Origin of the sequence: Staphylococcus sp. GDY8P196P (genome assembly GCF_017891705.1) — a bacterium.
GTDB lineage: Bacteria > Bacillota > Bacilli > Staphylococcales > Staphylococcaceae > Staphylococcus > Staphylococcus ureilyticus.
Genome location: NZ_JAESJS010000012.1, coordinates 59,913 through 81,127 on the forward strand (window position 1 = coordinate 59,913; position 21,215 = coordinate 81,127).

The following is a 21,215-nucleotide window of genomic DNA, read 5'->3' on the forward strand; positions in this document are numbered from 1 at the left end:
ATTTATTTTATTTTAAAAACTGAACACAAACACCTTCTGGTGCATTTTTGTTGTCATCTGCTTTCTCTAATTTTCCAGTAACTTTGTCTCTCTTAAATACAACAACTTCATAATCACCCTCTTGGTGGGCGCAAACTAAGAAGTCATCTGATCCAGTAATATTAAAATCACGAGGAAATGCTCCTCCACTTGCCACTATATCTACGAGTGAAATTGTTGAGCCATTGTCTCCAAGTTTGAAGATAGCAATACTATCATGTCCTCTATTACTAATATATAAGAACTTTTGATCGTGAGATAATCTTACTGCAGCTAACTTGGTTGCACCTTCAAAATTTTCGGGTATTGTTGCATGGCGCTCAATTTCTGAGAATTCACCATTTTCGTATTCCATAACACTTACAATATTTGATAATTCGTGTACAACATAAGCGATTTTCCCATTTTCATGGAAAGCAATATGCCGTGGTCCATCTCCTGGCTCAAAGTCATATACTGCATATTCACTGTATCCATTATCTCCAAATTCATACGTTACAATCTTATCTGTTCCTAAATCCATAGCCACCACATATTTTTCATCTGGTGTTATACCAAGGTAATGGACATGAGGTTGTTCTTGTCTTTCTAAAGGACCTGTTGGGTAATCATGTGTTAACTCTTGAATTAAACGAATAACTTCACCAGTAGTCGGATTCGCTTCATAAATACGAGCCAGTCCTGCACCATAAACTGCTTCAAAAATGTATTTTCCATTTGGCGAAACTGAAACATAACATCCGCTACCTTTTGTTGAAGCTAAACATTTATTAATAAAGCTAATTTTGCCATCTTGGTCTATTTTAAAACTTGCGATACCACAGTCTTCGCCTTCACGTGTGACAGCATATAAAAATGAGTCATGCTGATTCACGTATGTTGATGCTTCTAATTCATAACCTGTTTCTACCTCAACAATCGTTCCTGTTTGTTCATCTAATTCGAAACGGTAAATGCCCTTCCCCTCTTTTTTCGTATATGAACCGATATATCCTACTGTAGTCATGTAAACCCCTCCATATAATGATACTTTCATTTTAATAAATATTAATGCTAAATGACAATATAATGGTTTTAGTGCTAATACGCGATTATACATCATCTCATTGTAACCTATATGACAAAAATAACTTTTACTTTTATTAAACTAATTTATCTTAATTAAACATATCATTTTCTAGCTTTCACTTTAATTATTATCTGCCTTCTTTTATAAATCAGGTCAGTTTTCAGACGTTACGCTAACATTTTATTAAATATTGAAAAATAACTTGCAATAATACGAACAAATGTTCTATTATTGAATTGAGGTGATTAGATGCTTTCAAATGAATATAATAATAAAGAAACTGATTATAGAAAAATACCTAGGGAAAAATTAAATCCTAATATTCCACAAGGACGCGGAATGGTTAAGTGGGCACCATTTGCAACGTTACCCGAACAATTTGAGGCAGTACAACAACATATCATTGATCAAAATAAAATTGACCGTCCTATTTTATCAGACGATCAATTAAATGAACTTAATATTCAACTACATCAAGCACTACATGCAAATATACCAGTGGATATCGAATATTATAAGAATGGTTGGCTAGAATATATCACATTGGAAATTAAAAATATTGATATGCTTCATATGTACTTAGAGGGATATCCACTTGCCAATTCAAACACAATAAAGCTATCACTTTTTGATATCACAAACATAAACCTAAAGCATCAACCAACATCGTACTAAAAGTCAGTTATTGCACACATGTCATTCGCAGTCTTTCGACTGCATATGCCTCCGTAGCATCTGCTTTCGGCAGCTCTTTTACTTTGGTTCGCAGTCTTCCGACTGCATAAGCCTCCGTAGCATCTGCTTTCGGCAGATGAACGGAGGCTAAAAAAAATAGAACACTTAAAAGTGTTCTATCAGTAATTAATTATTAGATTCGATGTCTGAAACGATTTCTTTTGTTTTATTTTCGATATCTTCAAAGTCTTTTTTGAAGATATAAGCGAATACAACAGCACCTATTCCTGCTGCTAACGATACAGTTAGAATTGTACCGAATACAAATTTAAATAAACCTTTAATAAAATTCCACATTCTGTTTCACCTCAATAATTTATTAACATGTCTAACAATTATGATAGCATACTTAAAGACATCAATAAATATATACCCTTTTTCAAATAAATTATTCTAAGGGTTCATAATATAAAATTACATTATAAATATACTAAATAACCATTATAACTTAAATAGTTTGAAAAGAATTGGAATTTAATAACCATTTGAAGTAAACATGATACTACTATAAAATAATCATTAGATATTAATTACCCCACCAAGTTGATAGAGCATCTCTTAATTGTCCATAGTAATTTAACATAATCATCACCTCATTCAACTAAATTAAGATTTAGTTTTAAAAGTTAATTTTATGATAACTTCCACAGAACAGTAATACAATTAACATGACGTTACAATGAGATAACATTATTGTAAGGTTACACTTAACATAGGAGTTTTTTTATGCAAAAAGTACAAACAGATATTTTAACGCACCGAGGATCACATTTTGATTTAGGCGTCAAAACTGCTAAATGGATGCAGCAAACACCAATGCTAAAAAATAGAGAAAAAGAATGGAAAAAACGCATGCCTAGATTTGATATAAATATTAAAGAAACATATGAAATTTTCCAAATATATGCCCCACAAATTTGGGAAGAAATAAAAGGTATGCAAGAAGTTTTGAATCTCCCTACCAAACAAATGATATTAAACTTCGGACATTACCGTTTTACACCATTAAAAAATAGCGGTTGCACTGTCTTTTTAGGAAATGATTACATGGTACGCAATTACGACTACCATCCTGCCACTTATGATGGACGATATTTATTATTTCAACCAAATGATGGTGGTTTAGCACAGGTTGGGCCAACTTCGCGTGTAACTGGAAGAATGGATGGAATGAACGAAGCTGGGCTGTCTATGGGTTACAATTTCATGCACCGTAAACATCCTGGAGACGGTTTTGTATGTTATATGATAGGTAGAATTATTCTACAGTATTGTAAAACTGTACCAGAAGCAATACAACTATTAAAGGAAATCCCACATAGAAGTTCATTTAGCTACATTGTTATGGATAAAAATCTAGATCATGCAATTATTGAAGTTACACCCCGTTCAATTAACGTGCGCTATGACCAAACTTGTACGAATCACTTTAAATTATTAACACATGAAAATAGAAATTATACAGCAGAATCAGAGGCGCGTTTAGAACGGCTTATTAAACATAAACCAGCACACCTAAATAAAGCAGAAGCTTTTAAATTATTTAATAACCCTCAATATAACATTTATAGCAAGCTTTTTAGAAGTTGGTCAGGAACAATACATACGAGTATGTATGAACCACAGACTTTAACTGCATATATTGCAATCGGTGAAAATAAACATCCGACCAAAATAAACTTTGCAAACTGGCTTAATGGACAAGCTTTATCTGCAGACACACTTTTTGGTCAATTAGATACCGAATTAACCTTTGCAACTTATTAGACTATACAAAAGGAGTGAAACAGAGATCTAATTTTATTAAAAAGATTTTATTGTCTCTCTCCTAGCAATGATGATTAAAATCGAAAAAAAGTACAAAATGAGTACCTGGGCTGAATCTTATACATAAGGCTCACTAACAATATGAAAAAATCTGGGACGAGTCAATGATGTCCCAGATTCTATAAAAGTAATTAATCAATCACTATATCTCCGTCAGTGGTATATAACTCTAAAATATTATCCCCATTCCCTATTTTTTGATTCACAAAATGCTTATTGTTAACTTTTTCATCTCCATGAAATGGATATAACTTTAGAAGTGTATTTTTCGGCGCCGCTTTATAACTAATATTAATATCACCTTTTTTAGCAGAAGCCTTAAAATTTGAATCGATTTCTGTATTAGATAAGTTTATGCTTCCATTATTTACTAATAACACAGACGCTTGGATAAGAGTATTTTCACTATTTATTCTGGCATTTTCAGTTTTAATATTAGCATTATTTATTTCACTATTTTTAAACGTTATAGCTGAATTTAGTCCTTTATACCTTAACTTTTCAAACTTAGATTCATTTACAAACACCTTACCTCCATTTTTATGCTTTTTTGAAAAATCTGCATCATTTACATTTAATTGTTTAACCGTTATAGTGTTATATTTACTTGAAACATGCAGTTCATTTAATTTTTCTTCAGGTAAAGTGATAATTAAGTTATCCTCAAAGTTTCTAAAAGGATTGTAATTTAAACCATAATGGTTTTCTAGTTTTTCAGTCTCTTTAACTTTCAACGTTTTATCATGATTGCTAATATCAAGATTTCTTTTACCTTTATATCTCACTGACGTTTTATCTCCAGCTTTAATTAAAACTTTACAATTTTCAGTTAAAACATCTAAATTTTTAATATCTTTAGAATCTAATACTTTATTAACACTATTTAATTTTTCATTTTGCTTTTCAAAACCGAACCATGTAACACTTCCTAAAAGAAAGCACGTTATAAATAAAGTTAATCCACCTAAAAATAACCGCTTCATAAATCTACACTTCCTTTAATTGTTCGGATATTCCATCTTAAGTATTTTAAAATTAAACGATAAACAAGTTGAGCTAGTTTAGCTATAATTACAAATAAAACAATACCTAACCCTGTAAAAGAAAAAGCAAAAAAATAATTACTTATCGCAAGACTAATCATGTGATTCAATAATCCATGAACAATTAACAATATAGGGCTAATAGTTAAGAAAAACGCAACGAGTAATAAGCCACACATAAATACAGCTAATATTACCATAGGTATCAAAATAATAATTAATGACAAAATCCTCATACCTAGAGAAGCCATTATTGCTCTGACAATATTTTTAGTACTTGGTCTATATTCGGCAGATACAATAGCATTTTTTGCCATTATCTGTTTACCAATCTGCTTTGGCGATTCTAAAGCTCCAATGATTTGGTATTCATTTTTCCCATTGTTTTCTTGTTCAAAAAAATACTGCTCATATTCATACATCACTTTATCTCGTTCATTTCGAGGTAGGTTTTCTAATTCTTGTTCTAACGCATTTAAAAATGTGATTTTATCCAAGTTATCTACCGCCATTCAAATTGTAAGATTTCATCGATTTCTATTTCAATTCAAAACATGGCAAACCGATAAGGCATGTCATTACCAAATTTAATAATACAAATTTCAACGCTCTAATTTCATCATTTCTATGTATAACAAACACTTTAATATATTCATCATCTAAATGTTGCGTTAAGATTATTAAGTAAACATAATCTAACATATCAAAGATTCAATGATTAAATATAATAAATTTAATGTTTAAATATTATTAGTTAAAAACTAATATCAAAAAGTTATGTAATCCAATGTTGTTTTACACTATTCATACTAAATTAATATAGCATAATCATTTAGTATTTTCATTTAAAACAAATATTAAAACTTATTACTTTTCTAAGTATTAAAAATTTTCTTTCATTAAAAATTGTTGCTATAATAATAGCTAATAAATTAAAGGGGGAAAAATAATGACAAGTTTAGAAACTTATTTCAAAAACAGTCAGCCACTTGATCAGTACATTGAGGATATGACTGAAAACCAAGAAAATTTACTTACAATTTATAAATCATTCTCACTTCCTCAAGATGATGAACGTCTTGAAAAAATCAAATCTTTACCTTACAGCAAAGTGCTTGTAATAACAGAAGATTGGTGCGGAGATGCTATGATGAATCTTCCTATTCTAAAACATATTAGTGAAGCATTACACTTGGAAGTCAGAGTATTCCATCGCGATGAAAATACTGATTTAATAGATCAATACTTAACAAATGGCACGGCTAGATCTATTCCAATATTTGTCTTTCTAAATGATGATTTTGAACAACAAACTGTTTGGGGCCCTCGTGCTAGACAAGTCCAAAACTTTGTAGATGACACGCGCTCAAAATTACCTGAAAAAGACGACCCTACATTTAAAGACAAATCAGCAGAAACACACACAATTATTGCAAATCGTTACAAAACAGACTCACAAATGTGGAAACATGTTTACGATTCAATCTTAGATAAATTAATCACTAAATAATTAAACACGTATGAATTGGATGAGCTTTACTACAATTCATACGTGTTTTTATTGAAGTTTAATTTCTACTATTAAATATCTTTTTTAGATGCATAGAATAGATTAATAATAAATAAAATAACAATTGAAGCTGAGGTAATAAACCATTGCCAATTACTGAATGTATAATCTCCAGAAGTCGTTTTCGATGTTAAATAACTAAATGGAATATATTTTAATGAGTCTTGTATGTTATCTCCAATTTTGGGAATCATTGGTAAGAAAGGCTCTGCAAAAGGCACAATCAATACTAAGAAAATTCCTAATGTGAAAATAAGCGCTGTTTTAGGCACTACTAATGCAAATAAATATAATAGTAATCCAAAGAATAAATGGAACATTAGGAAAAACCATAGTAATTCAAAAATTTTATCCATTTTAATATTTTTACCATCTACAATACCTTGAACAATTAAAACAAATGCAACAAGAATAGCTGTTATTAATATAGCAATTAGTATAATAGAAACAACTTTTGCAACAACATAACCCACACGACTCGATGTTTTATTCATATATAATTGAATCGTACCTTGAGAAATATCACGTGTAATTGTTTTAATTACAAAAAGTAGACCCATAATAGAAAAGAACCAACTACCAATTGAAAGTAATGTATTACCATTCATTTCATCAGATTGTTGAACAAATAAAATTGTAAATCCAATCATTGGTAAAATCGTCAATAATAATGCTAAGTAAGTTAAAGGACTTTTAAATATACTAATCAAGTCATATTTTACGAGTTGTATACTGTTCATTATTGGCCACCTTTCTGATTGATATTAAAGTACGTATCACGTAACGAACTTTTACGTGTTTCAATAAATTCAGGGAAAATTTCTTTACTTGCTAACCCTCGTAATATATCTTTATAGCTTTTTTGAGCCTTTAATATAACTTCTCCTGTTTCTTTTTGAGACTGTATAACATCAAAATGTTCATTTAAATAAGCTAATCCTGCCTCAAAGTCACCTGCTTCAAGATTCAATACCGTAGAATCTGTTGGAGCACCTTCTTTCATATCAACATCTTGTACAAATGTTCCATCTCTTAAAAAGACTGCTCTATCACAAATTAACTCTATGTCTTCAAGTTTATGACTTGAAATCAGGATTTTCATATCTAGTTCTTGAACAAGTGATTGTATCGTTTTTAAAACATCAATTGAACCGTCAGGATCCATTCCATTTGTTGGTTCATCTAAAATTAAATATTTGGGCTTATTCATTAAAGACACTGCAATAGCTAACTTTTGTTTCATACCCATTGAATATTTTTTGATTTTCTTTTTTATATAACCGCGCATTCCAAATGCATCGATAATTTGATCAGCATACTTTTTATCAAATCCTTTTCCTAACACATTTGCAAAAAGCTTCAAGTTATATAAGCCAGATTTATTATCGTATAATTTAGGATGCTCAATTAAATAACCTACGTTTTCTTTATTACTTAGTTGAACTTCACCTTTATAATTTACAATGTTGCCATTCATCACTTTCATTAAAGTGGTTTTACCCACTCCATTTTTACCTATTAAACCAACAATTTGACTATGGCCAAAATCAAAATCAATATGGTCTAATACGTTATTACTACCATATGTTTTAGTAATTTGTTTTAACTGCATAATGCGCCTCCTTTAAAGTTAATTTAGCTTTCTATATTGAATGATATAATTTATTCCTAAAAATATAACACTTAGTGACAAAAAGCCATAGTTAAAGAAATTTTTAAAATATTTTAAATGTTCAAAGTCATAATCAAATAGTAATGAACAACCAATAATGATAATTGCAATGACAAACGGTAAGAAAATTAACATCCCTAGCACGTAAGGAATAAATGAAATATATTCTGCCTTTTGTTCTGTATAACGCTTAAAGCCTAATGGTATGGCAAAGAAGTTGATGGCAATATAAGAAAATGGCAATGTGAAGTTAATGTTAATTGTATTATTTGTATAGTTATCATTGGAAATACCATATAAAGATAAAATGCCTGCACCAATAAAAGTAAATACCAAAACAGTTATATAGTTCGCATTTAATAAAGATAATTTAGAAACCGGTAAACTAGCAAAAAAGTCATAGGATTGTTTGTGTCCTAGCTTTTTATTAAAACGAAAAACATGTCCTGAATCTAAAACTGAAATAACTACCAGTACCATAACAAGTGCAGAATAAATCACTTTATTCATCAAGGTGTCATGATTCAAAATTAATTGTAAAGGAGAAATAACAAGTAAAACTGCATATAAAACAATCGTCCATTTACGTAACTTAAGGTTTCGAATAAGTAAATTTTTCATCTTATACCTCCCGCGTTGTTAATTATTAGAAAGGCCCTAATCATTCTTTTGGGTACCTTTTTCGAGGTAAACCATTAAGTCTTCAATTGTTGGACTAGTGATTGCAACGGCGTTTCCAAATATTTCATAAAACACATTGGCTTGAGTTGTTAGTGCAGTATAACCCGTTTTATTACTTTCAAAGTATTGAGTTAATTGCCTTAACTCTTCATCAATTTGATCGGAATCACCTTTGACAATTTTAAACTGATTTAAAAGTTTATCTAAAAAATCATTCAAAACAACTTCTCCATCTTTAATATAGACTAAATAATCAGCAATTTTTTCCAAATCAGAAATAATATGCGTTGATAAAAAAACAGTCTTTTTCTCATCAATAAGTTCTTTTTGAATGATATCTAAAACTTCATTTCTAACAATAGGATCTAGGCCTGAAGTAGGTTCATCTAAAATAAATAATTCCGCTTGATGGCTAAATGCGATTGCAATAGATAACTTCATCTTCATTCCTGTTGAAAATGTTTTAATCTTTTTATTAAAAGGTAAACCAAACAACTCAACATAATGTTTAAAAATATCATGACTCCAATAACTATAAAATGGCGCAATATAACTTTCTGTTTTCTTTATTGTCCATTTATCATTAAGATATAACTCAGAATAAATAAAACCAATTTTATCTTTTATTGCTACAGCATTATTTTTCATTTTTTGGTTAAAAACGAATATTTCACCATCATTAGGTTCAATTAAATCCATGATTAACCTGATAATTGTCGTTTTACCAACACCATTTGCTCCGATAAAACCAGTTACAAATCCTTGAGGGACTTTAAATGAAATATCATTTAATTGAAATTCTTTAAAATGGTAATTAATGTTTTTCAATTCTATTGCATTCATTCGTCGTCCTCCTCATAAATCAACGCTAATATTTCTTGTAACTCTGACAAAGTCATCCCAATGGTCTTGGCTTCTTTACTCATTGATTTAGCTAAGGATTCTATAACTATAAATTGTTTTTCTTTTAAAATTGAACTGTCCTGCTCCTTCACAAATGTACCTTTTCCTCTTATAGTAAAAACAAAACCATCTTTTTCTAAATCTTCGTAGGCACGTTTTGTGGTGATTACACTGACACTTAAATCCTGTGCTAATTCTCTCATTGAAGGCAAATGTTCTCCAGGAGCAACGTATCCTTTTAAAATGTTCTCTTTTACTTGTTGTTTGATTTGCTCATAAATCGGCCTTTCACTACTATTTTTTAAAAGTATTTTCATTAACGTCCTCCCTCATAACTGTATATACACAATATATACAATATATACACACTTGTAAAGTCAAAATTTCATTTTAAATAAAAATTTACAGTGATTGAAAATTTTGTTTTAAATATTAAAACAAATAATTATATCGTTTAAAATAAAAAAGGCTAACCCACATAAAAAATGGGTAGCCTTACTCTTAGTAAGAAAGAAATTGTTGTCTCTATCTTACTATTTATTTCCTTTTATGATTTTGGTTATTTCTTTTGCGTCTATCATTACTTCTATTTATAAATGCACATATCATAAACATAATTGCTGCAATTAATAATTTTATGCCTGAATTTTCATGACCAGTAGCCTGCAAATAATAACCAACGACAAACAATACAATAGCAATAACCACAAATATTTTTGTTAAATGCTTCACTATACTCACCTCAAATAATTATATTGTATCAAAATTTACTCGCAATTTCTAAAACTCATTCGTATTATTTCTATTTAAATTTATTATTTTATTAATTTCCATTACACGCAATAGAATATATTGTTTGCAGTTTATACTTGGTGGTGCTAAAATATAATTGTATCCACGAATTATACTACACAACCCCAAGTCTGCGCTATCAGACTTGGGGTTTTTTGTGTAAGGCCACCTATTTGTCTTTCCACTTATCTTCTAACCAAACACGGAATACAACAAGTAAGCCACCTGTTATTAAAGTTACTAAAATTTCTTGCCACCACGTAATCATACTACACCCCCCACAAAAAAGTACCATGTAGGATTTTGATGGCCTATCTATATTCTAACATAAATCAGAACACATGTTCGTATAAAATGACCATAAATTTATATTTTTCTTATAAAATGTTTAGAACGCTTTAATTTTGACTGATTTCAAGATAATATAGTTATATCATTTAAAAAGTAAAGAGAGGTTAACAAACTATGAATCCTTTAGCTTTAGATTTAAACGAACAATTATCTAAATCCAATCCAGAAATCGCAGATATGCTTTCTGATTTAGGCAAATTAATGTATTATCCCAAAGGCATTTTATCACAATCTGCAGAAGCGAAAGCTACTAAGTATAATGCCACAATTGGTATGGCAACATATAAAGATAGTAAAATGTATGCTGAAACGTTAAATGATATGTTCAATCATTTAGAACCAAATGACATCTTTCCGTACGCACCTCCTCAAGGTTTAGAAGCACTTCGCGATTTATGGCAACAAAAAATGTTGAAAGACAATCCTGATTTAACTGCGAATCACATGACAAGACCTATTGTTACGAATGCATTGACACACGGTCTATCTATTGTGGGAGATATGTTTGTTGATAGCGGAGACACAATTTTACTACCATCACATAATTGGGGTAACTATAAATTAGTATATAGTACAAGACATAGTGCTGAAATTGAAACATATGATATCTTCGATGAGCATGGACATTTCACCACTGAACAACTTGTTCATACTTTAGAACAATATAACAAAGATAAAGTTATTTTAATCCTGAATTATCCTAATAACCCAACTGGCTATACGCCTACTAAAGATGAAGTAGCCGTTATTGTCGATGCCATCAAATCACTTGCAGAGCGTGGCACTAATGTTATTGCATTAATAGACGACGCTTACTATGGTTTATTCTATGAAGATGTTTACACGCAATCTCTATTTACTGCATTAACAAATTTACATTTGCCTAATTTATTACCTATCCGCTTAGATGGAGCTACTAAAGAATTCTTTGCATGGGGGTTACGTGTTGGATTTATTAGTTTTGGTGTGAACGATCCTATTACAAAACAAGTCTTAGAAGCCAAAGTAAAAGGGTTAATTAGAAGTAATATTTCTAGTGGACCAATGCCTTCTCAAAGTGCAGTTAAATATGTACTTGAAAACCATGATCAATTTGACAAAGAGATTCAAAAGAATATAGATACATTAAATGCAAGATACCAAACTACAAAATCTGTTGTTTATGACGAAAAATATTCAACATATTGGCAACCCTATGATTTTAACTCTGGATACTTTATGGCGCTTAAAGTTAAAAATGTTAATCCAGAACAGTTACGTAAGCATTTAATTGAAAATTATTCTATTGGTGTAATTGCATTAAATGATTCTGACATTAGAATTGCTTTTAGTTGTGTAGAAAAAGATGATATCCCTCATGTCTTTGATTCAATAGCTAAAGCCATTTCTGATTTACAAAATGTATAAAAAAGTCACTGGGACATAAAGTTCTTGGACAAGTAAAAAAGGGCAATTTCTATTGAAATCATATAGAAATTGCCCTTTTCAATATTGTGTTAATTATAGTTAGCTCATTGAGCTACTACCTGGTTTGATATAGAGCCTTGTTTTTTAAAGTATTTTAATGTGGAATTACATGTGAATGAGTTGTATTCTAGCGAGACGCTTGGGGGAACAGGATAAGCTGAAGATCACAGGATGAAGCTGCCCCCCTAAGAAAGCGAGTCAACAATACGAAATACTGAAGAATAAAGAAGCACGCAGATGGATTAAATTATATCATTAAATCATCTGTGTGCTATTTTTCTAGGATTTATATATCAGTATCTATTTAATTTATTGTTGTTGTTTTAAAACACGAGACATTTCTTCAATTTTACCAGCATGTAAAGGAATATGAATGGCATTTAATACCAACAATTCGTCTAACGTATTACAACCTGCAATGGTTTCAGTTAATTCTGCTTGTAGTTCTTCATCTGAAATTTTTTGAGCACGCTCTGGTAAGGTTTGTAAATCGTTCAAGATTTCATCTATTTTTGGTACTGTTTCATCTCCCCAATTTTCTGGTGAGGATCCATAACCAAACAAACGTGTGTATTTCTCTACATCTACTGTATTTTTATCATATAAAGATAATGCAGATTCAAATATAGTTAAAACATGACCATATTGCCAATGTATTGTATTTGGGAATAAATCAATTTTATCGTCCAATACTTGATCATTACTCCAATTATCATAACCTGAAATTAAATAATTAACACCCATATCAATAACATCATATACTGATTTCTTTGTCATAATTTAATCCCCTCCACTCTTCAAATATCGTGCAACTTAAATATAATGTGGCTATAAAAACGTACATCCACTCTCTACCCTTTTATTTAATACTTATTCACATAAGTAAAATTATTATAAACAATGTATATTTTAATTATTAATATCTAATCCATCGATTCAAAATTTAGATATAATTTATAATCAAAAAGCATACACTGACACCTTTGTATTATCACTAGTAAATCTCCAGTTTAATAACACGTTTGTTTTGCTTTAACTTATACTATGATATATATAAAAGACGTTTCTCAAAAAATTTGTTTAAATGAGAAACGTCCATGAGTATCTTCTATAAAGTTTGTTTTTAATTTTTATATTATTTCGTCATATCAACCAACTAAACATGGATGTGATAAATATTTTACATCATGCCTGGCATGCCACCCATACCTGGTTGCGGTTCATTGTTATTTTCTTCAGGAATATTAGCAACAACTGCTTCTGTTGTTAAGAACATAGCTGCAACACTTGCTGCGTGTTGAAGTGATGAGCGTGTTACTTTAGTTGGATCTACAATACCAGCTTCAAGCATATTCACCCATTCATTAGTAGCAGCATTAAAGCCAACGCCTACTTCTGAATTTTTAAGTCTTTCAACTATAATTGAGCCTTCTAAGCCAGCATTTTCTGCTATCTGACGTACAGGTGCTTCTAGAGCTTTTAAGACGATATTAACCCCTGTAGCTACGTCGCCTTCAGCTTCAATTTTTGATACTTCATCAAAAATGTTCATAAATGCTGTGCCACCGCCTGCTACAATTCCTTCTTCAACGGCAGCTCTTGTAGAGTTTAAAGCATCTTCAATACGTAATTTACGCTCTTTTAACTCTGTTTCACTTGCTGCACCAACTTTAATTACTGCAACACCGCCTGCTAATTTCGCTAAGCGTTCCTGTAATTTTTCTCTATCAAAATCAGAATCAGTTTCATCAATTTGTGCTTTGATTTGACTTACTCTTGCATCGATATTGTTTTGATCACCATCACCATCGACAACTGTCGTATTGTCTTTAGTAATTTCAGCTTTATTAGCAGTACCAAGCATATCAATTGTTGCATCTTTAAGTTCTAAGCCTAAATCGTCAGTAATCACTTGTGCACCTGTTAAAATTGCTAAATCTTCTAACATTGCTTTGCGACGATCGCCAAATCCAGGCGCTTTTACTGCAACTGCTGTAAACGTGCCACGCATACGGTTTAATACTATATTTGTTAATGCATCGCCTTCAACATCGTCAGCTACTATTAAAATTGGACGGTTAGCTTGAACCACTTGTTCCAATAACGGTAAAATATCTTGGAAAGATGAAATCTTTTTATCTGTAATTAAAATATATGGTCTTTCTAACTCTGCAACCATTTTATCTGAATCTGTGACCATATATGGAGATTGATAACCTCTGTCGAATTGCATACCTTCTACAACTTCTAATTCGGTATTAAAGCCACTTGATTCTTCAATTGTAATCACACCATCATTTCCAACTTTTTCCATTGCTTCAGAAATATATTTACCAATTTCTTCATCAGCTGCTGAAATAGAACCAACTTGTGCTATTTCATTTTTATTATCTACATTTTGTGAAATTTCATGTAAAGCTTCAATCGCTACTTCTACAGCTTTGTCAATACCTTGACGTAGTCCAACTGGGTTAGCACCACTTGTAACATTTTTCAAACCTTCTTGAATCATTGCTTGTGCTAATACAGTAGCTGTAGTTGTACCGTCTCCAGCGATTTCATTTGTCTTGTTCGCTACTTCTTGTACTAATTTAGCACCCATATTTTCATAAGGATCTTCTAATTCAATTTCTTTTGCAATTGTTACACCGTCATTAGTAATTAATGGTGAAGTGTATTCTTTATCTAATACAACATTACGTCCTTTAGGACCAATTGTAACTTTGACAGCATTTGCTAATTTATCTACACCTCTTAGCATAGATTGACGTGCATCTTCAGAGAACTTTAAATCTTTAGCCATATTTCTTAACCTCCATGTTGTTAGTATATTTTATCGTAGTTATAATTTTTATTATTCAATAATTGCTAAAATATCATCTTCGTTTAGAATTAAATATGTTTCGTCCCCACGTTTAACTTCTGTGCCAGCGTATTGTTGAAAAACAACGTTATCGCCTTCATTCACTTCAGGAGCAACTCGAGAACCATCTTTTAAAATACGTCCTGCACCTACTGCAATTATCGTACCTTCATTTGACTTCTCTTTAGCGCTATCTGTTAATACAATACCACTTTTTGTTGTTTGCTCTTGTTCTATTTTTTGAATAATTACTCGGTTACCTAATGGTTTTAACATTGATTGTTCCTCCTTAGAATTGGAAATCTTTAGCACTTTATTACCTTGAGTGCTAATCTATTTTCTATAATAATCAAAGTTGGTCAATATTTCAAGTTAAAACCATCGTTGTATATTTTGTGTGTGAACATAATTTACGCTAAAATAAGATATAAACTATTTTTGGAGGTTCATTATGTCTCGTTTGTGGGTATCCATATTGACATTAGTTATTTATGGTCTAGCACAATATGGTGTTTTATTTTTACATATGGCTGGTTTTTTCAGCAATTTAAGTGGTAAATCGTTAATGTTTACCAATATTTATACACAAGTGATTTTATTTATAATTGCATCCATCATTATCATTATAATCAATAATTTCATTGCTAATCCAACACAATTAGAACAACAAACAAAAGAGAAGAAGCGCTACGCAATACTATGGGCATTCGTTGGATATGTTAGTGTTATGGTTTATCAAATCATTGCTAATTTAATTAATATGTTTGTATTAGGTGGACCGCAATCAAGTCCAAATACAGAAAGGTTAATGAAAGTCGCTCAAGATATACCTGTCTTCATTATTTTAATTTCAATTGTAGGCCCAATTCTTGAAGAATATGTGTTTAGAAAAGTTATCTTTGGTGAGTTATATCAACTTATGAAAGGTAATAAGACCCTAAAATTCATTGTAGCTTCGGTAGTAAGTTCTATTATATTTAGTGCTGCACACGGTGACCCAGCTTTCTTCATCATTTACTTTGGTATGGGAATGATTTTTTCAGGATTATATGCATTTACTAAGCGCATATGGGTTCCTATTGCTGTACATATGATGCAAAATGGTTTTGTAGTAATTATTCAAGTTTTAATTGGACCAGAAAAAATAAAAGAGTTACAAGAAACTACTTCATTTATTTTTAATCTTATTGTTTAACTAACATTTTATTATAAAATAAGAAAATAGTTACATTCTCAAAATAAAGGGTTAATCCATCTTATGAAATGGATTAACCCTTTTTATATTTTAGTTATTCGTTATTTTTGTTTTTACGATGAACAAAGTAACCAACTACGACACCTACAAAGATAATAAAAATAGCTGTTATTAAAGCAAATAATATACGTTCAAATTTTATATCAATAGTATTTTTTGAATCTTTATCTGCAGTTTCAGTCATTTCTTCATCGCCACTAGAATGATACTCATATTTACCTGTAGCACTTTCCGTTTTGGGATTTTTCAAATCTGGCATAGAGCCAATTTCACCTGTAATCAAAGCTAAAACTTGATTATCTAAATTTTTATAATAATCCTGCGATTTTAATGGGTTAAAATACTGAAATTTAAAATAATTCGTTCCTTTCTGTAACTCATTTAAAAAAGCATTATCATCAAATCGTTGTGGTCTTAATATGGATAAAATTTCTCTATTAGAAATTTTTTCTTCACCATTGTTTAATTGTTTTACTTGGTTTACAACAAAAGGATTATATTTAAATGAACCGGTAGACATTTGGTTAAATCTATTTAAAATTTGACGGTCACTTTTTGTATGCGTCGACGCTTGATTTGTATCTTCTTTAACTGCTAAATCTCCATAATTAAAATCACTTTGATATTTATTTGATTGTGCATTTTCACTTGATCCTTTTAAGTTCGGACGCGCAGAATATGATGGTTTGATTGGTTTTGTTGGTTGATACGCATCTCCATTACCACTCTCATGATTTCCATTACTTGGTGTATTGGGATAATGAGAGTTTGACGGTGGTGTCAAATTAGGTCGGTCAGGCTTTGTCGGTGTTCCTGTACCTCCATTTGAACCGGTTGTATTTCCATCACTGGGTTTGTCTGGTTGAGGTGATGAACCTCCACCTTCATTTGGTCGGTCAGGCTTTGTCGGTGTTCCTGTACCTCCATTTGAACCAGATGTATTTCCATCACTGGGTTTGTCTGGTTTTGGCGATGAACCTTCACCTTCATTTGTATCAGACGCGTCTCCTTCACTTGGTTCATCTGGTTTTGAAGATGTATCTTCATCTTTATCAGGTTGGTCAGGTTTTGATGTTTCTCCTGTATCACCGTCTTCATTTGTATCAGACGTGTCCCCTTCGCTTGGTTCATCTGGTTTTGAAGATGTATCTTCATCTTTATCAGGTTGGTCAGGTTTTGATGTTTCTCCTGTATCACCATCTTCATTTGTATCAGACGTGTCCCCTTCGCTTGGTTCATCTGGTTTTGAAGGTGATTCTTCATCTTTATTGGGTTTGTCTGGTTTTGATGTTTCTCCTGTATCACCGTCTCCTTTTGTATCAGAAGTGTCTCCTTCGCTTGGTTCATCTGGTTTTGAAGATTTATCTTCATCTTTATCAGGTTGGTCAGATTTTGTCGTCTCTTCTGTACCACCCTCTTCATTTGTATCAGATATGTCTCCTTCACTTGGATTGTCGGGTTGAATGTGTGTATCACTTCCATCATTGTTAGAAACATTATCATTCAATGAATCATAGTTTTCATCTGATTTTAAATTATCATCTGTCAATTCATTTTTTATTATATTATTATTTTCAACGTTAGAGACAGAATTTTCTTTATCGTCTACATTATAAAGGTTGGAAATTGAAGGTGCAAAATATGAACGTCCCATTTCATCAGTTTCAGCAAATTTATTCTTTGTGCCAGTCGATGTGTTATTATTTTGATCTTCAACAGCTTGAATTGGTTTAGATATTAAAGCGGCACTTATTGCAAAAGCGAAGCTAGAGATTAATACTTTATTCATTTTATACCCTTTCATTTTCTCACCTCCATATTAGTAATCCTTGTATTCATTATAATTATATTAGAAAGCTCACTTTTTTTCATTAAATAGATGGTTATTGAAAGGAAAAAGTAATAAATCTGAAATTTTTTGTAAAAACCCTATTTACAAACTCAGGTATAATTATTATACTAGATATATATTTTGAATTAATAAAGGAGCTACTATAATGGGAATTTTCTCTAAAAAATCAAAAGATTTAGATGCATTTCAAAATGCAATCGAAACAAGACGTACAATTTATAGTTTAGATAAAGAAATTTCAATTTCTGATAAAGAAGTTGAAAATATAATTGAACATGCAGTTAAACATGTACCATCTTCATTTAACTCTCAATCTACACGTATTGTTTTATTATTAAATGATAACCATGATAAATTTTGGGAAATTACAAAAGAAGCACTGAAAAATACAATGGGACCTGATCGCGATTTCCAACCGACTGCTGATAAAATTGATAATTTTAAACATTCATATGGAACAATTTTATATTTTGAGGACGAAGAAGTCATCGAAGGCTTACAAAATCAAATGCCTAATTACGCAGAAAACTTTGCAATTTGGTCTAATCAGACAAACGCAATGCATCAATTCGCTATTTGGACAGCACTAAGCACTGAAGGTATTGGGGCTTCATTACAGCATTATAACCCACTTGTAGATGTAGCTGTTTCTGAAGCTTTTGATATTCCAAAAACTTGGAAACTGATGGCACAAATGCCTTTCGGTAATATTCGTGAAGCAGCTAATGAAAAAGAATTTAATGATATAAGCAAACGATTCCTTATAAAAAAATAAAAGATTAAATATATGGAATGACATGTTATTATACATCCACCTTCAAAAACGTGGACAAAATGCATTCCTTTTCTATCAATGTTAGTATGATTGCCAAAATATGAGGCTTAGACTTCTGTGTCTTCGCCTCTTTTTTCATATCTAGATATAATACAATTTATCATATTTTGAATTTTCTAAATATATTTAGTATATTTAGTCTAATACTAATTTAAGGGGTGAAATTGATGAATATAGAAATCTTTCAACTTAAAATTGAACCAGCAAATGTTTCTTTTAATGAAGCAACCATTAAAAATTGGTTCTCTAATTATGTGACGACTGACACAGATGTTGTTGTATTGCCAGAAATGTGGAACAACGGATATGCCTTACCCCAATTGAACAAACTAGCAGATCAACAATTATCACGAAGTTTTGAGTTCATTTCAAAATTAGCTATTCAGTATCAAGTAGATATTGTAGCAGGCTCTGTATCTAATATCATGAAAGAAAGTGTATATAACACTGCCTTTGCAGTATCTAAGCAAGGCTATTTAATCAATAGTTACGATAAGGTACATCTTGTACCAATGTTAGATGAACCACTCTTTATGAGCCCAGGCAATGCTGTTCCTGAACCATTTTCACTTTCTAACGGTGTAAAAATTGCTCAAATTATTTGTTATGACTTGCGTTTCCCTGAGATACTACGTTATCCAGCACGTAAAGGAGCAGAAATCGCATTTTATGTAGCACAGTGGCCAAGTGTTAGATTAGACCATTGGATAGCTTTATTAAAAGCACGTGCGATAGAAAATGATATGTTTGTTGTCGGTTGTAATACCTGTGGTGACGATGGTAAAACTGAGTATGCTGGTAACTCAATAATTATTAATCCAAATGGTGAAATTATAGATCAACTCAATGATAAAGAAGGAAGATTAAATTGTTCGTTAAATTTAGATGAGGTTTCTAAACAACGTGAAGCAATACCCGTATTTAAAAATTTGAGACCTCATCTTTATAAATAAAACATAAAAAAACCGTGAGCTTGGGAGGGACTCACGGTTTTTTGTAACTTATTATTAAGGGAATGTTTTATACAGTTATTTCTCTATCTATTTTTGGGGATGTTATTAATTATGAAAAAAATTAGTGAATTTACCGATTAAAATGATAAATTGAATGATGTTTCCGATAGCTTACATGTTTAAATTTTAAATTGTCTCTGTTATAGACAATGTTAAAATAGATTTGATTTGAGACTGGGAAAGGTCTACAAATACAAATTTAAGGGATTTGCTTAACGTATTAAGCGAGTTGTGTACTAATTTAGTACTATTTCACGAAACCACTAGCTATTACTGAAAAGGTTCTTGTCACAACATCAGCCTCCTCTTATCCGTATTCAAAGAAATGAAACCGACAACTAAACTTGTAACTCCAATAACTATACGAAGATACAGTCACAATTTAGTAAAGTCAATTAGGCTCCTGCTCAAAAGCCTAACTAACAACATCATTTAAACGGCTAAGTCTAAATAATTTTATCACTTCTTTGTGATACAAGTTTATTAAACCATGAATTTTTGAAATTGCGTTTAATAATTCCTAACTCGTTATATTTCATACTTATTTGTTAAGAATTATATGTTAAAATTAAAAAGATAAGAAATACAAACAGTTAGGAATACAAAACATACACTTAAGCAATGAGACGCCTAAAATATAATTAAAATTGTATAATATGGGTGAGGAGAGAATAGCCAATGGTAAAATTAATTGACAATAAAATAGATAGACTTGCTAAACAACTTCAAATACGAAACAATCTAGATAATATAGAGTATTTGAAAATGCGTTTAGGCATGCAAGTTGTAGTTAGCAATCTTGCGAAAACTATTGTAGTTTATGGCATTTCAATCCTTTTCAACCTATTTTTATACACACTGACTGTACACTTATCATTTTTTTTAATCAGACATTTTGCACATGGTGCACATGCTAGAAGTTCTCTATTATGTTATTTAGAAAGTCTTTTTTACTTTGTTTTACTTCCTTGGATAGTCGGGTATATTAAAGTACCGTCTGAAATAATGTATACCTTGTCTTTAATAGGTTTAGTTTTAATCATAATTTTCTCACCATCTGCAACTAAAAAGCAACCTATTCCACAACGACTTAGAAAAGGAAAAAAAATCAAAGCTATCGCCGTAACATTATTATTATTAATTATTTCTGTATTTTTAGATGAACCATACCAACAACTAATGTTGCTTGGTATTACCATCATTGCAATTTTACAAATTCCAATATTTTTCCCTAAGGAGGATTATTAA

Annotated in this window: 23 protein-coding genes; 8 read left to right on the plus strand and 15 right to left on the minus strand. The window is 30.9% G+C overall.

Features of this window, described 5'->3' with window-relative positions:
• Positions 1 to 7 precede the first annotated feature (7 nt).
• Complete coding sequence (gene pglS / locus KA814_RS08225) at positions 8 to 1,045, minus strand: 6-phosphogluconolactonase (RefSeq protein ID WP_046207984.1); 1,038 nt, start codon at positions 1,043 to 1,045, stop codon at positions 8 to 10.
• A gap of 312 nt (positions 1,046 to 1,357) precedes the next feature.
• Here pglS and KA814_RS08230 point away from each other — a divergent pair, with 312 nt between their 5' ends.
• Positions 1,358 to 1,783, plus strand: a complete 426-nt coding sequence (locus KA814_RS08230) for a YolD-like family protein (RefSeq protein WP_064209731.1) — start codon at positions 1,358 to 1,360, stop codon at positions 1,781 to 1,783.
• A gap of 186 nt (positions 1,784 to 1,969) precedes the next feature.
• Here KA814_RS08230 and KA814_RS08235 read toward each other — a convergent pair whose 3' ends face one another.
• Positions 1,970 to 2,140, minus strand: a complete 171-nt coding sequence (locus tag KA814_RS08235; protein WP_019469577.1) for a hypothetical protein — start codon at positions 2,138 to 2,140, stop codon at positions 1,970 to 1,972.
• A gap of 429 nt (positions 2,141 to 2,569) precedes the next feature.
• Between KA814_RS08235 and KA814_RS08240 the strand changes: the two genes are divergently transcribed.
• Positions 2,570 to 3,610, plus strand: coding sequence for a C45 family autoproteolytic acyltransferase/hydrolase (locus tag KA814_RS08240; RefSeq protein ID WP_064209732.1), 1,041 nt, complete (start codon positions 2,570 to 2,572; stop codon positions 3,608 to 3,610).
• Between the two features lie 191 nt (positions 3,611 to 3,801).
• Here KA814_RS08240 and KA814_RS08245 read toward each other — a convergent pair whose 3' ends face one another.
• Both KA814_RS08245 and KA814_RS08250 read right to left on the minus strand, forming a co-directional pair.
• Positions 3,802 to 4,653, minus strand: coding sequence for a DUF4097 family beta strand repeat-containing protein (locus tag KA814_RS08245; RefSeq protein WP_046207987.1), 852 nt, complete (start codon positions 4,651 to 4,653; stop codon positions 3,802 to 3,804).
• Positions 4,650 to 5,210 carry an HAAS signaling domain-containing protein gene (locus KA814_RS08250; RefSeq protein WP_210122718.1) on the minus strand — a complete coding sequence of 187 codons (561 nt, stop codon included), beginning with the start codon at positions 5,208 to 5,210 and terminating at the stop codon, positions 4,650 to 4,652. The genes KA814_RS08245 and KA814_RS08250 overlap by 4 nt, the downstream gene beginning before the upstream one ends.
• A 452-nt stretch (positions 5,211 to 5,662) precedes the next feature.
• On the opposite strand from KA814_RS08250, the gene KA814_RS08255 reads away from it, so the two are divergent.
• On the plus strand, positions 5,663 to 6,223 hold the full coding sequence (locus tag KA814_RS08255; protein WP_064209734.1) for a thioredoxin family protein: 561 nt from the start codon (positions 5,663 to 5,665) through the stop codon (positions 6,221 to 6,223).
• Positions 6,224 to 6,294: 71 nt separating this feature from the next.
• Here KA814_RS08255 and pmtD read toward each other — a convergent pair whose 3' ends face one another.
• The 7 genes from pmtD to KA814_RS13625 all read right to left on the minus strand — a co-directional run bounded on the left by pmtD (position 6,295) and on the right by KA814_RS13625 (position 10,596).
• Positions 6,295 to 7,023: a phenol-soluble modulin export ABC transporter permease subunit PmtD gene (pmtD, locus tag KA814_RS08260; protein WP_046207990.1), complete on the minus strand. Its 729-nt coding sequence runs from the start codon at positions 7,021 to 7,023 to the stop codon at positions 6,295 to 6,297.
• On the minus strand, positions 7,023 to 7,895 hold the full coding sequence (gene pmtC / locus KA814_RS08265; RefSeq protein WP_046207991.1) for a phenol-soluble modulin export ABC transporter ATP-binding protein PmtC: 873 nt from the start codon (positions 7,893 to 7,895) through the stop codon (positions 7,023 to 7,025). Before pmtC ends, pmtD begins: the two co-directional genes overlap by 1 nt.
• Before the next feature lie 18 nt (positions 7,896 to 7,913).
• Entirely contained in the window at positions 7,914 to 8,576 is a 663-nt protein-coding gene (gene pmtB / locus KA814_RS08270) for a phenol-soluble modulin export ABC transporter permease subunit PmtB (protein ID WP_046207992.1), read from the minus strand.
• A gap of 36 nt (positions 8,577 to 8,612) precedes the next feature.
• The gene (gene pmtA / locus KA814_RS08275; RefSeq protein ID WP_046207993.1) at positions 8,613 to 9,479 is read right to left on the minus strand and encodes a phenol-soluble modulin export ABC transporter ATP-binding protein PmtA; all 867 of its coding nucleotides are present in this window, start codon (positions 9,477 to 9,479) and stop codon (positions 8,613 to 8,615) included.
• The gene (gene pmtR, locus KA814_RS08280) at positions 9,476 to 9,856 is read right to left on the minus strand and encodes a PSM export ABC transporter transcriptional regulator PmtR (protein WP_046207994.1); all 381 of its coding nucleotides are present in this window, start codon (positions 9,854 to 9,856) and stop codon (positions 9,476 to 9,478) included. Before pmtR ends, pmtA begins: the two co-directional genes overlap by 4 nt.
• Positions 9,857 to 10,076: 220 nt before the next feature.
• Positions 10,077 to 10,271 (minus strand): SE1626 family protein, encoded by a 195-nt coding sequence (locus tag KA814_RS08285; RefSeq protein WP_046207995.1) that lies wholly within the window; start codon positions 10,269 to 10,271, stop codon positions 10,077 to 10,079.
• Between the two features lie 229 nt (positions 10,272 to 10,500).
• Complete coding sequence (locus KA814_RS13625) at positions 10,501 to 10,596, minus strand: Trp-rich small protein (protein ID WP_225309943.1); 96 nt, start codon at positions 10,594 to 10,596, stop codon at positions 10,501 to 10,503.
• Between the two features lie 200 nt (positions 10,597 to 10,796).
• On the opposite strand from KA814_RS13625, the gene KA814_RS08290 reads away from it, so the two are divergent.
• The gene (locus KA814_RS08290) at positions 10,797 to 12,089 is read left to right on the plus strand and encodes an aminotransferase class I/II-fold pyridoxal phosphate-dependent enzyme (protein WP_046207996.1); all 1,293 of its coding nucleotides are present in this window, start codon (positions 10,797 to 10,799) and stop codon (positions 12,087 to 12,089) included.
• 369 nt (positions 12,090 to 12,458) lie between these two features.
• Here KA814_RS08290 and KA814_RS08295 read toward each other — a convergent pair whose 3' ends face one another.
• The 3 genes from KA814_RS08295 to groES form a co-directional block, all read right to left on the minus strand.
• Positions 12,459 to 12,926: a bacillithiol transferase BstA gene (locus tag KA814_RS08295; protein WP_064209736.1), complete on the minus strand. Its 468-nt coding sequence runs from the start codon at positions 12,924 to 12,926 to the stop codon at positions 12,459 to 12,461.
• A 403-nt stretch (positions 12,927 to 13,329) separates the two neighbouring features.
• A complete protein-coding gene (gene groL, locus KA814_RS08300) occupies positions 13,330 to 14,952 on the minus strand; it encodes a chaperonin GroEL (protein ID WP_046207998.1) in 1,623 nt (540 codons plus the stop codon).
• 51 nt (positions 14,953 to 15,003) lie between these two features.
• On the minus strand, positions 15,004 to 15,288 hold the full coding sequence (gene groES, locus KA814_RS08305; RefSeq protein ID WP_019469562.1) for a co-chaperone GroES: 285 nt from the start codon (positions 15,286 to 15,288) through the stop codon (positions 15,004 to 15,006).
• A 175-nt stretch (positions 15,289 to 15,463) separates the two neighbouring features.
• Here groES and mroQ point away from each other — a divergent pair, with 175 nt between their 5' ends.
• Positions 15,464 to 16,207: an intramembrane glutamic endopeptidase MroQ gene (mroQ, locus tag KA814_RS08310; RefSeq protein ID WP_064209758.1), complete on the plus strand. Its 744-nt coding sequence runs from the start codon at positions 15,464 to 15,466 to the stop codon at positions 16,205 to 16,207.
• Between the two features lie 94 nt (positions 16,208 to 16,301).
• Here mroQ and KA814_RS08315 read toward each other — a convergent pair whose 3' ends face one another.
• Positions 16,302 to 18,071, minus strand: a complete 1,770-nt coding sequence (locus KA814_RS08315; protein WP_107521937.1) for an SdrH family protein — start codon at positions 18,069 to 18,071, stop codon at positions 16,302 to 16,304.
• Between the two features lie 193 nt (positions 18,072 to 18,264).
• Here KA814_RS08315 and KA814_RS08320 point away from each other — a divergent pair, with 193 nt between their 5' ends.
• The 3 genes from KA814_RS08320 to KA814_RS08330 all read left to right on the plus strand — a co-directional run bounded on the left by KA814_RS08320 (position 18,265) and on the right by KA814_RS08330 (position 21,215).
• Positions 18,265 to 18,894 (plus strand): nitroreductase family protein, encoded by a 630-nt coding sequence (locus tag KA814_RS08320; RefSeq protein WP_046208001.1) that lies wholly within the window; start codon positions 18,265 to 18,267, stop codon positions 18,892 to 18,894.
• A gap of 227 nt (positions 18,895 to 19,121) precedes the next feature.
• Positions 19,122 to 19,907, plus strand: a complete 786-nt coding sequence (locus KA814_RS08325) for a carbon-nitrogen family hydrolase (protein WP_064209760.1) — start codon at positions 19,122 to 19,124, stop codon at positions 19,905 to 19,907.
• A gap of 738 nt (positions 19,908 to 20,645) precedes the next feature.
• The gene (locus KA814_RS08330) at positions 20,646 to 21,215 is read left to right on the plus strand and encodes an accessory gene regulator AgrB (RefSeq protein WP_064209761.1); all 570 of its coding nucleotides are present in this window, start codon (positions 20,646 to 20,648) and stop codon (positions 21,213 to 21,215) included.

Coding starts and splice junctions, on each gene's coding strand:
- groL (WP_046207998.1), bottom strand. CDS start 14,952: ATGGCTAAAGATTTAAAGTTCTCTGAAGATGCACGTCAATCTATGCTA.
- pmtD (WP_046207990.1), bottom strand. CDS start 7,023: ATGAACAGTATACAACTCGTAAAATATGACTTGATTAGTATATTTAAA.
- KA814_RS08320 (WP_046208001.1), top strand. CDS start 18,265: ATGGGAATTTTCTCTAAAAAATCAAAAGATTTAGATGCATTTCAAAAT.
- KA814_RS08235 (WP_019469577.1), bottom strand. CDS start 2,140: ATGTGGAATTTTATTAAAGGTTTATTTAAATTTGTATTCGGTACAATT.
- KA814_RS08315 (WP_107521937.1), bottom strand. CDS start 18,071: ATGAAAGGGTATAAAATGAATAAAGTATTAATCTCTAGCTTCGCTTTT.
- KA814_RS08330 (WP_064209761.1), top strand. CDS start 20,646: ATGGTAAAATTAATTGACAATAAAATAGATAGACTTGCTAAACAACTT.
- mroQ (WP_064209758.1), top strand. CDS start 15,464: ATGTCTCGTTTGTGGGTATCCATATTGACATTAGTTATTTATGGTCTA.
- KA814_RS08230 (WP_064209731.1), top strand. CDS start 1,358: ATGCTTTCAAATGAATATAATAATAAAGAAACTGATTATAGAAAAATA.
- pglS (WP_046207984.1), bottom strand. CDS start 1,045: ATGACTACAGTAGGATATATCGGTTCATATACGAAAAAAGAGGGGAAG.
- KA814_RS08295 (WP_064209736.1), bottom strand. CDS start 12,926: ATGACAAAGAAATCAGTATATGATGTTATTGATATGGGTGTTAATTAT.
- KA814_RS08325 (WP_064209760.1), top strand. CDS start 19,122: ATGAATATAGAAATCTTTCAACTTAAAATTGAACCAGCAAATGTTTCT.
- KA814_RS08245 (WP_046207987.1), bottom strand. CDS start 4,653: ATGAAGCGGTTATTTTTAGGTGGATTAACTTTATTTATAACGTGCTTT.
- groES (WP_019469562.1), bottom strand. CDS start 15,288: ATGTTAAAACCATTAGGTAACCGAGTAATTATTCAAAAAATAGAACAA.
- pmtR (WP_046207994.1), bottom strand. CDS start 9,856: ATGAAAATACTTTTAAAAAATAGTAGTGAAAGGCCGATTTATGAGCAA.
- pmtA (WP_046207993.1), bottom strand. CDS start 9,479: ATGAATGCAATAGAATTGAAAAACATTAATTACCATTTTAAAGAATTT.
- pmtB (WP_046207992.1), bottom strand. CDS start 8,576: ATGAAAAATTTACTTATTCGAAACCTTAAGTTACGTAAATGGACGATT.
- KA814_RS08290 (WP_046207996.1), top strand. CDS start 10,797: ATGAATCCTTTAGCTTTAGATTTAAACGAACAATTATCTAAATCCAAT.
- KA814_RS08255 (WP_064209734.1), top strand. CDS start 5,663: ATGACAAGTTTAGAAACTTATTTCAAAAACAGTCAGCCACTTGATCAG.
- KA814_RS08240 (WP_064209732.1), top strand. CDS start 2,570: ATGCAAAAAGTACAAACAGATATTTTAACGCACCGAGGATCACATTTT.
- pmtC (WP_046207991.1), bottom strand. CDS start 7,895: ATGCAGTTAAAACAAATTACTAAAACATATGGTAGTAATAACGTATTA.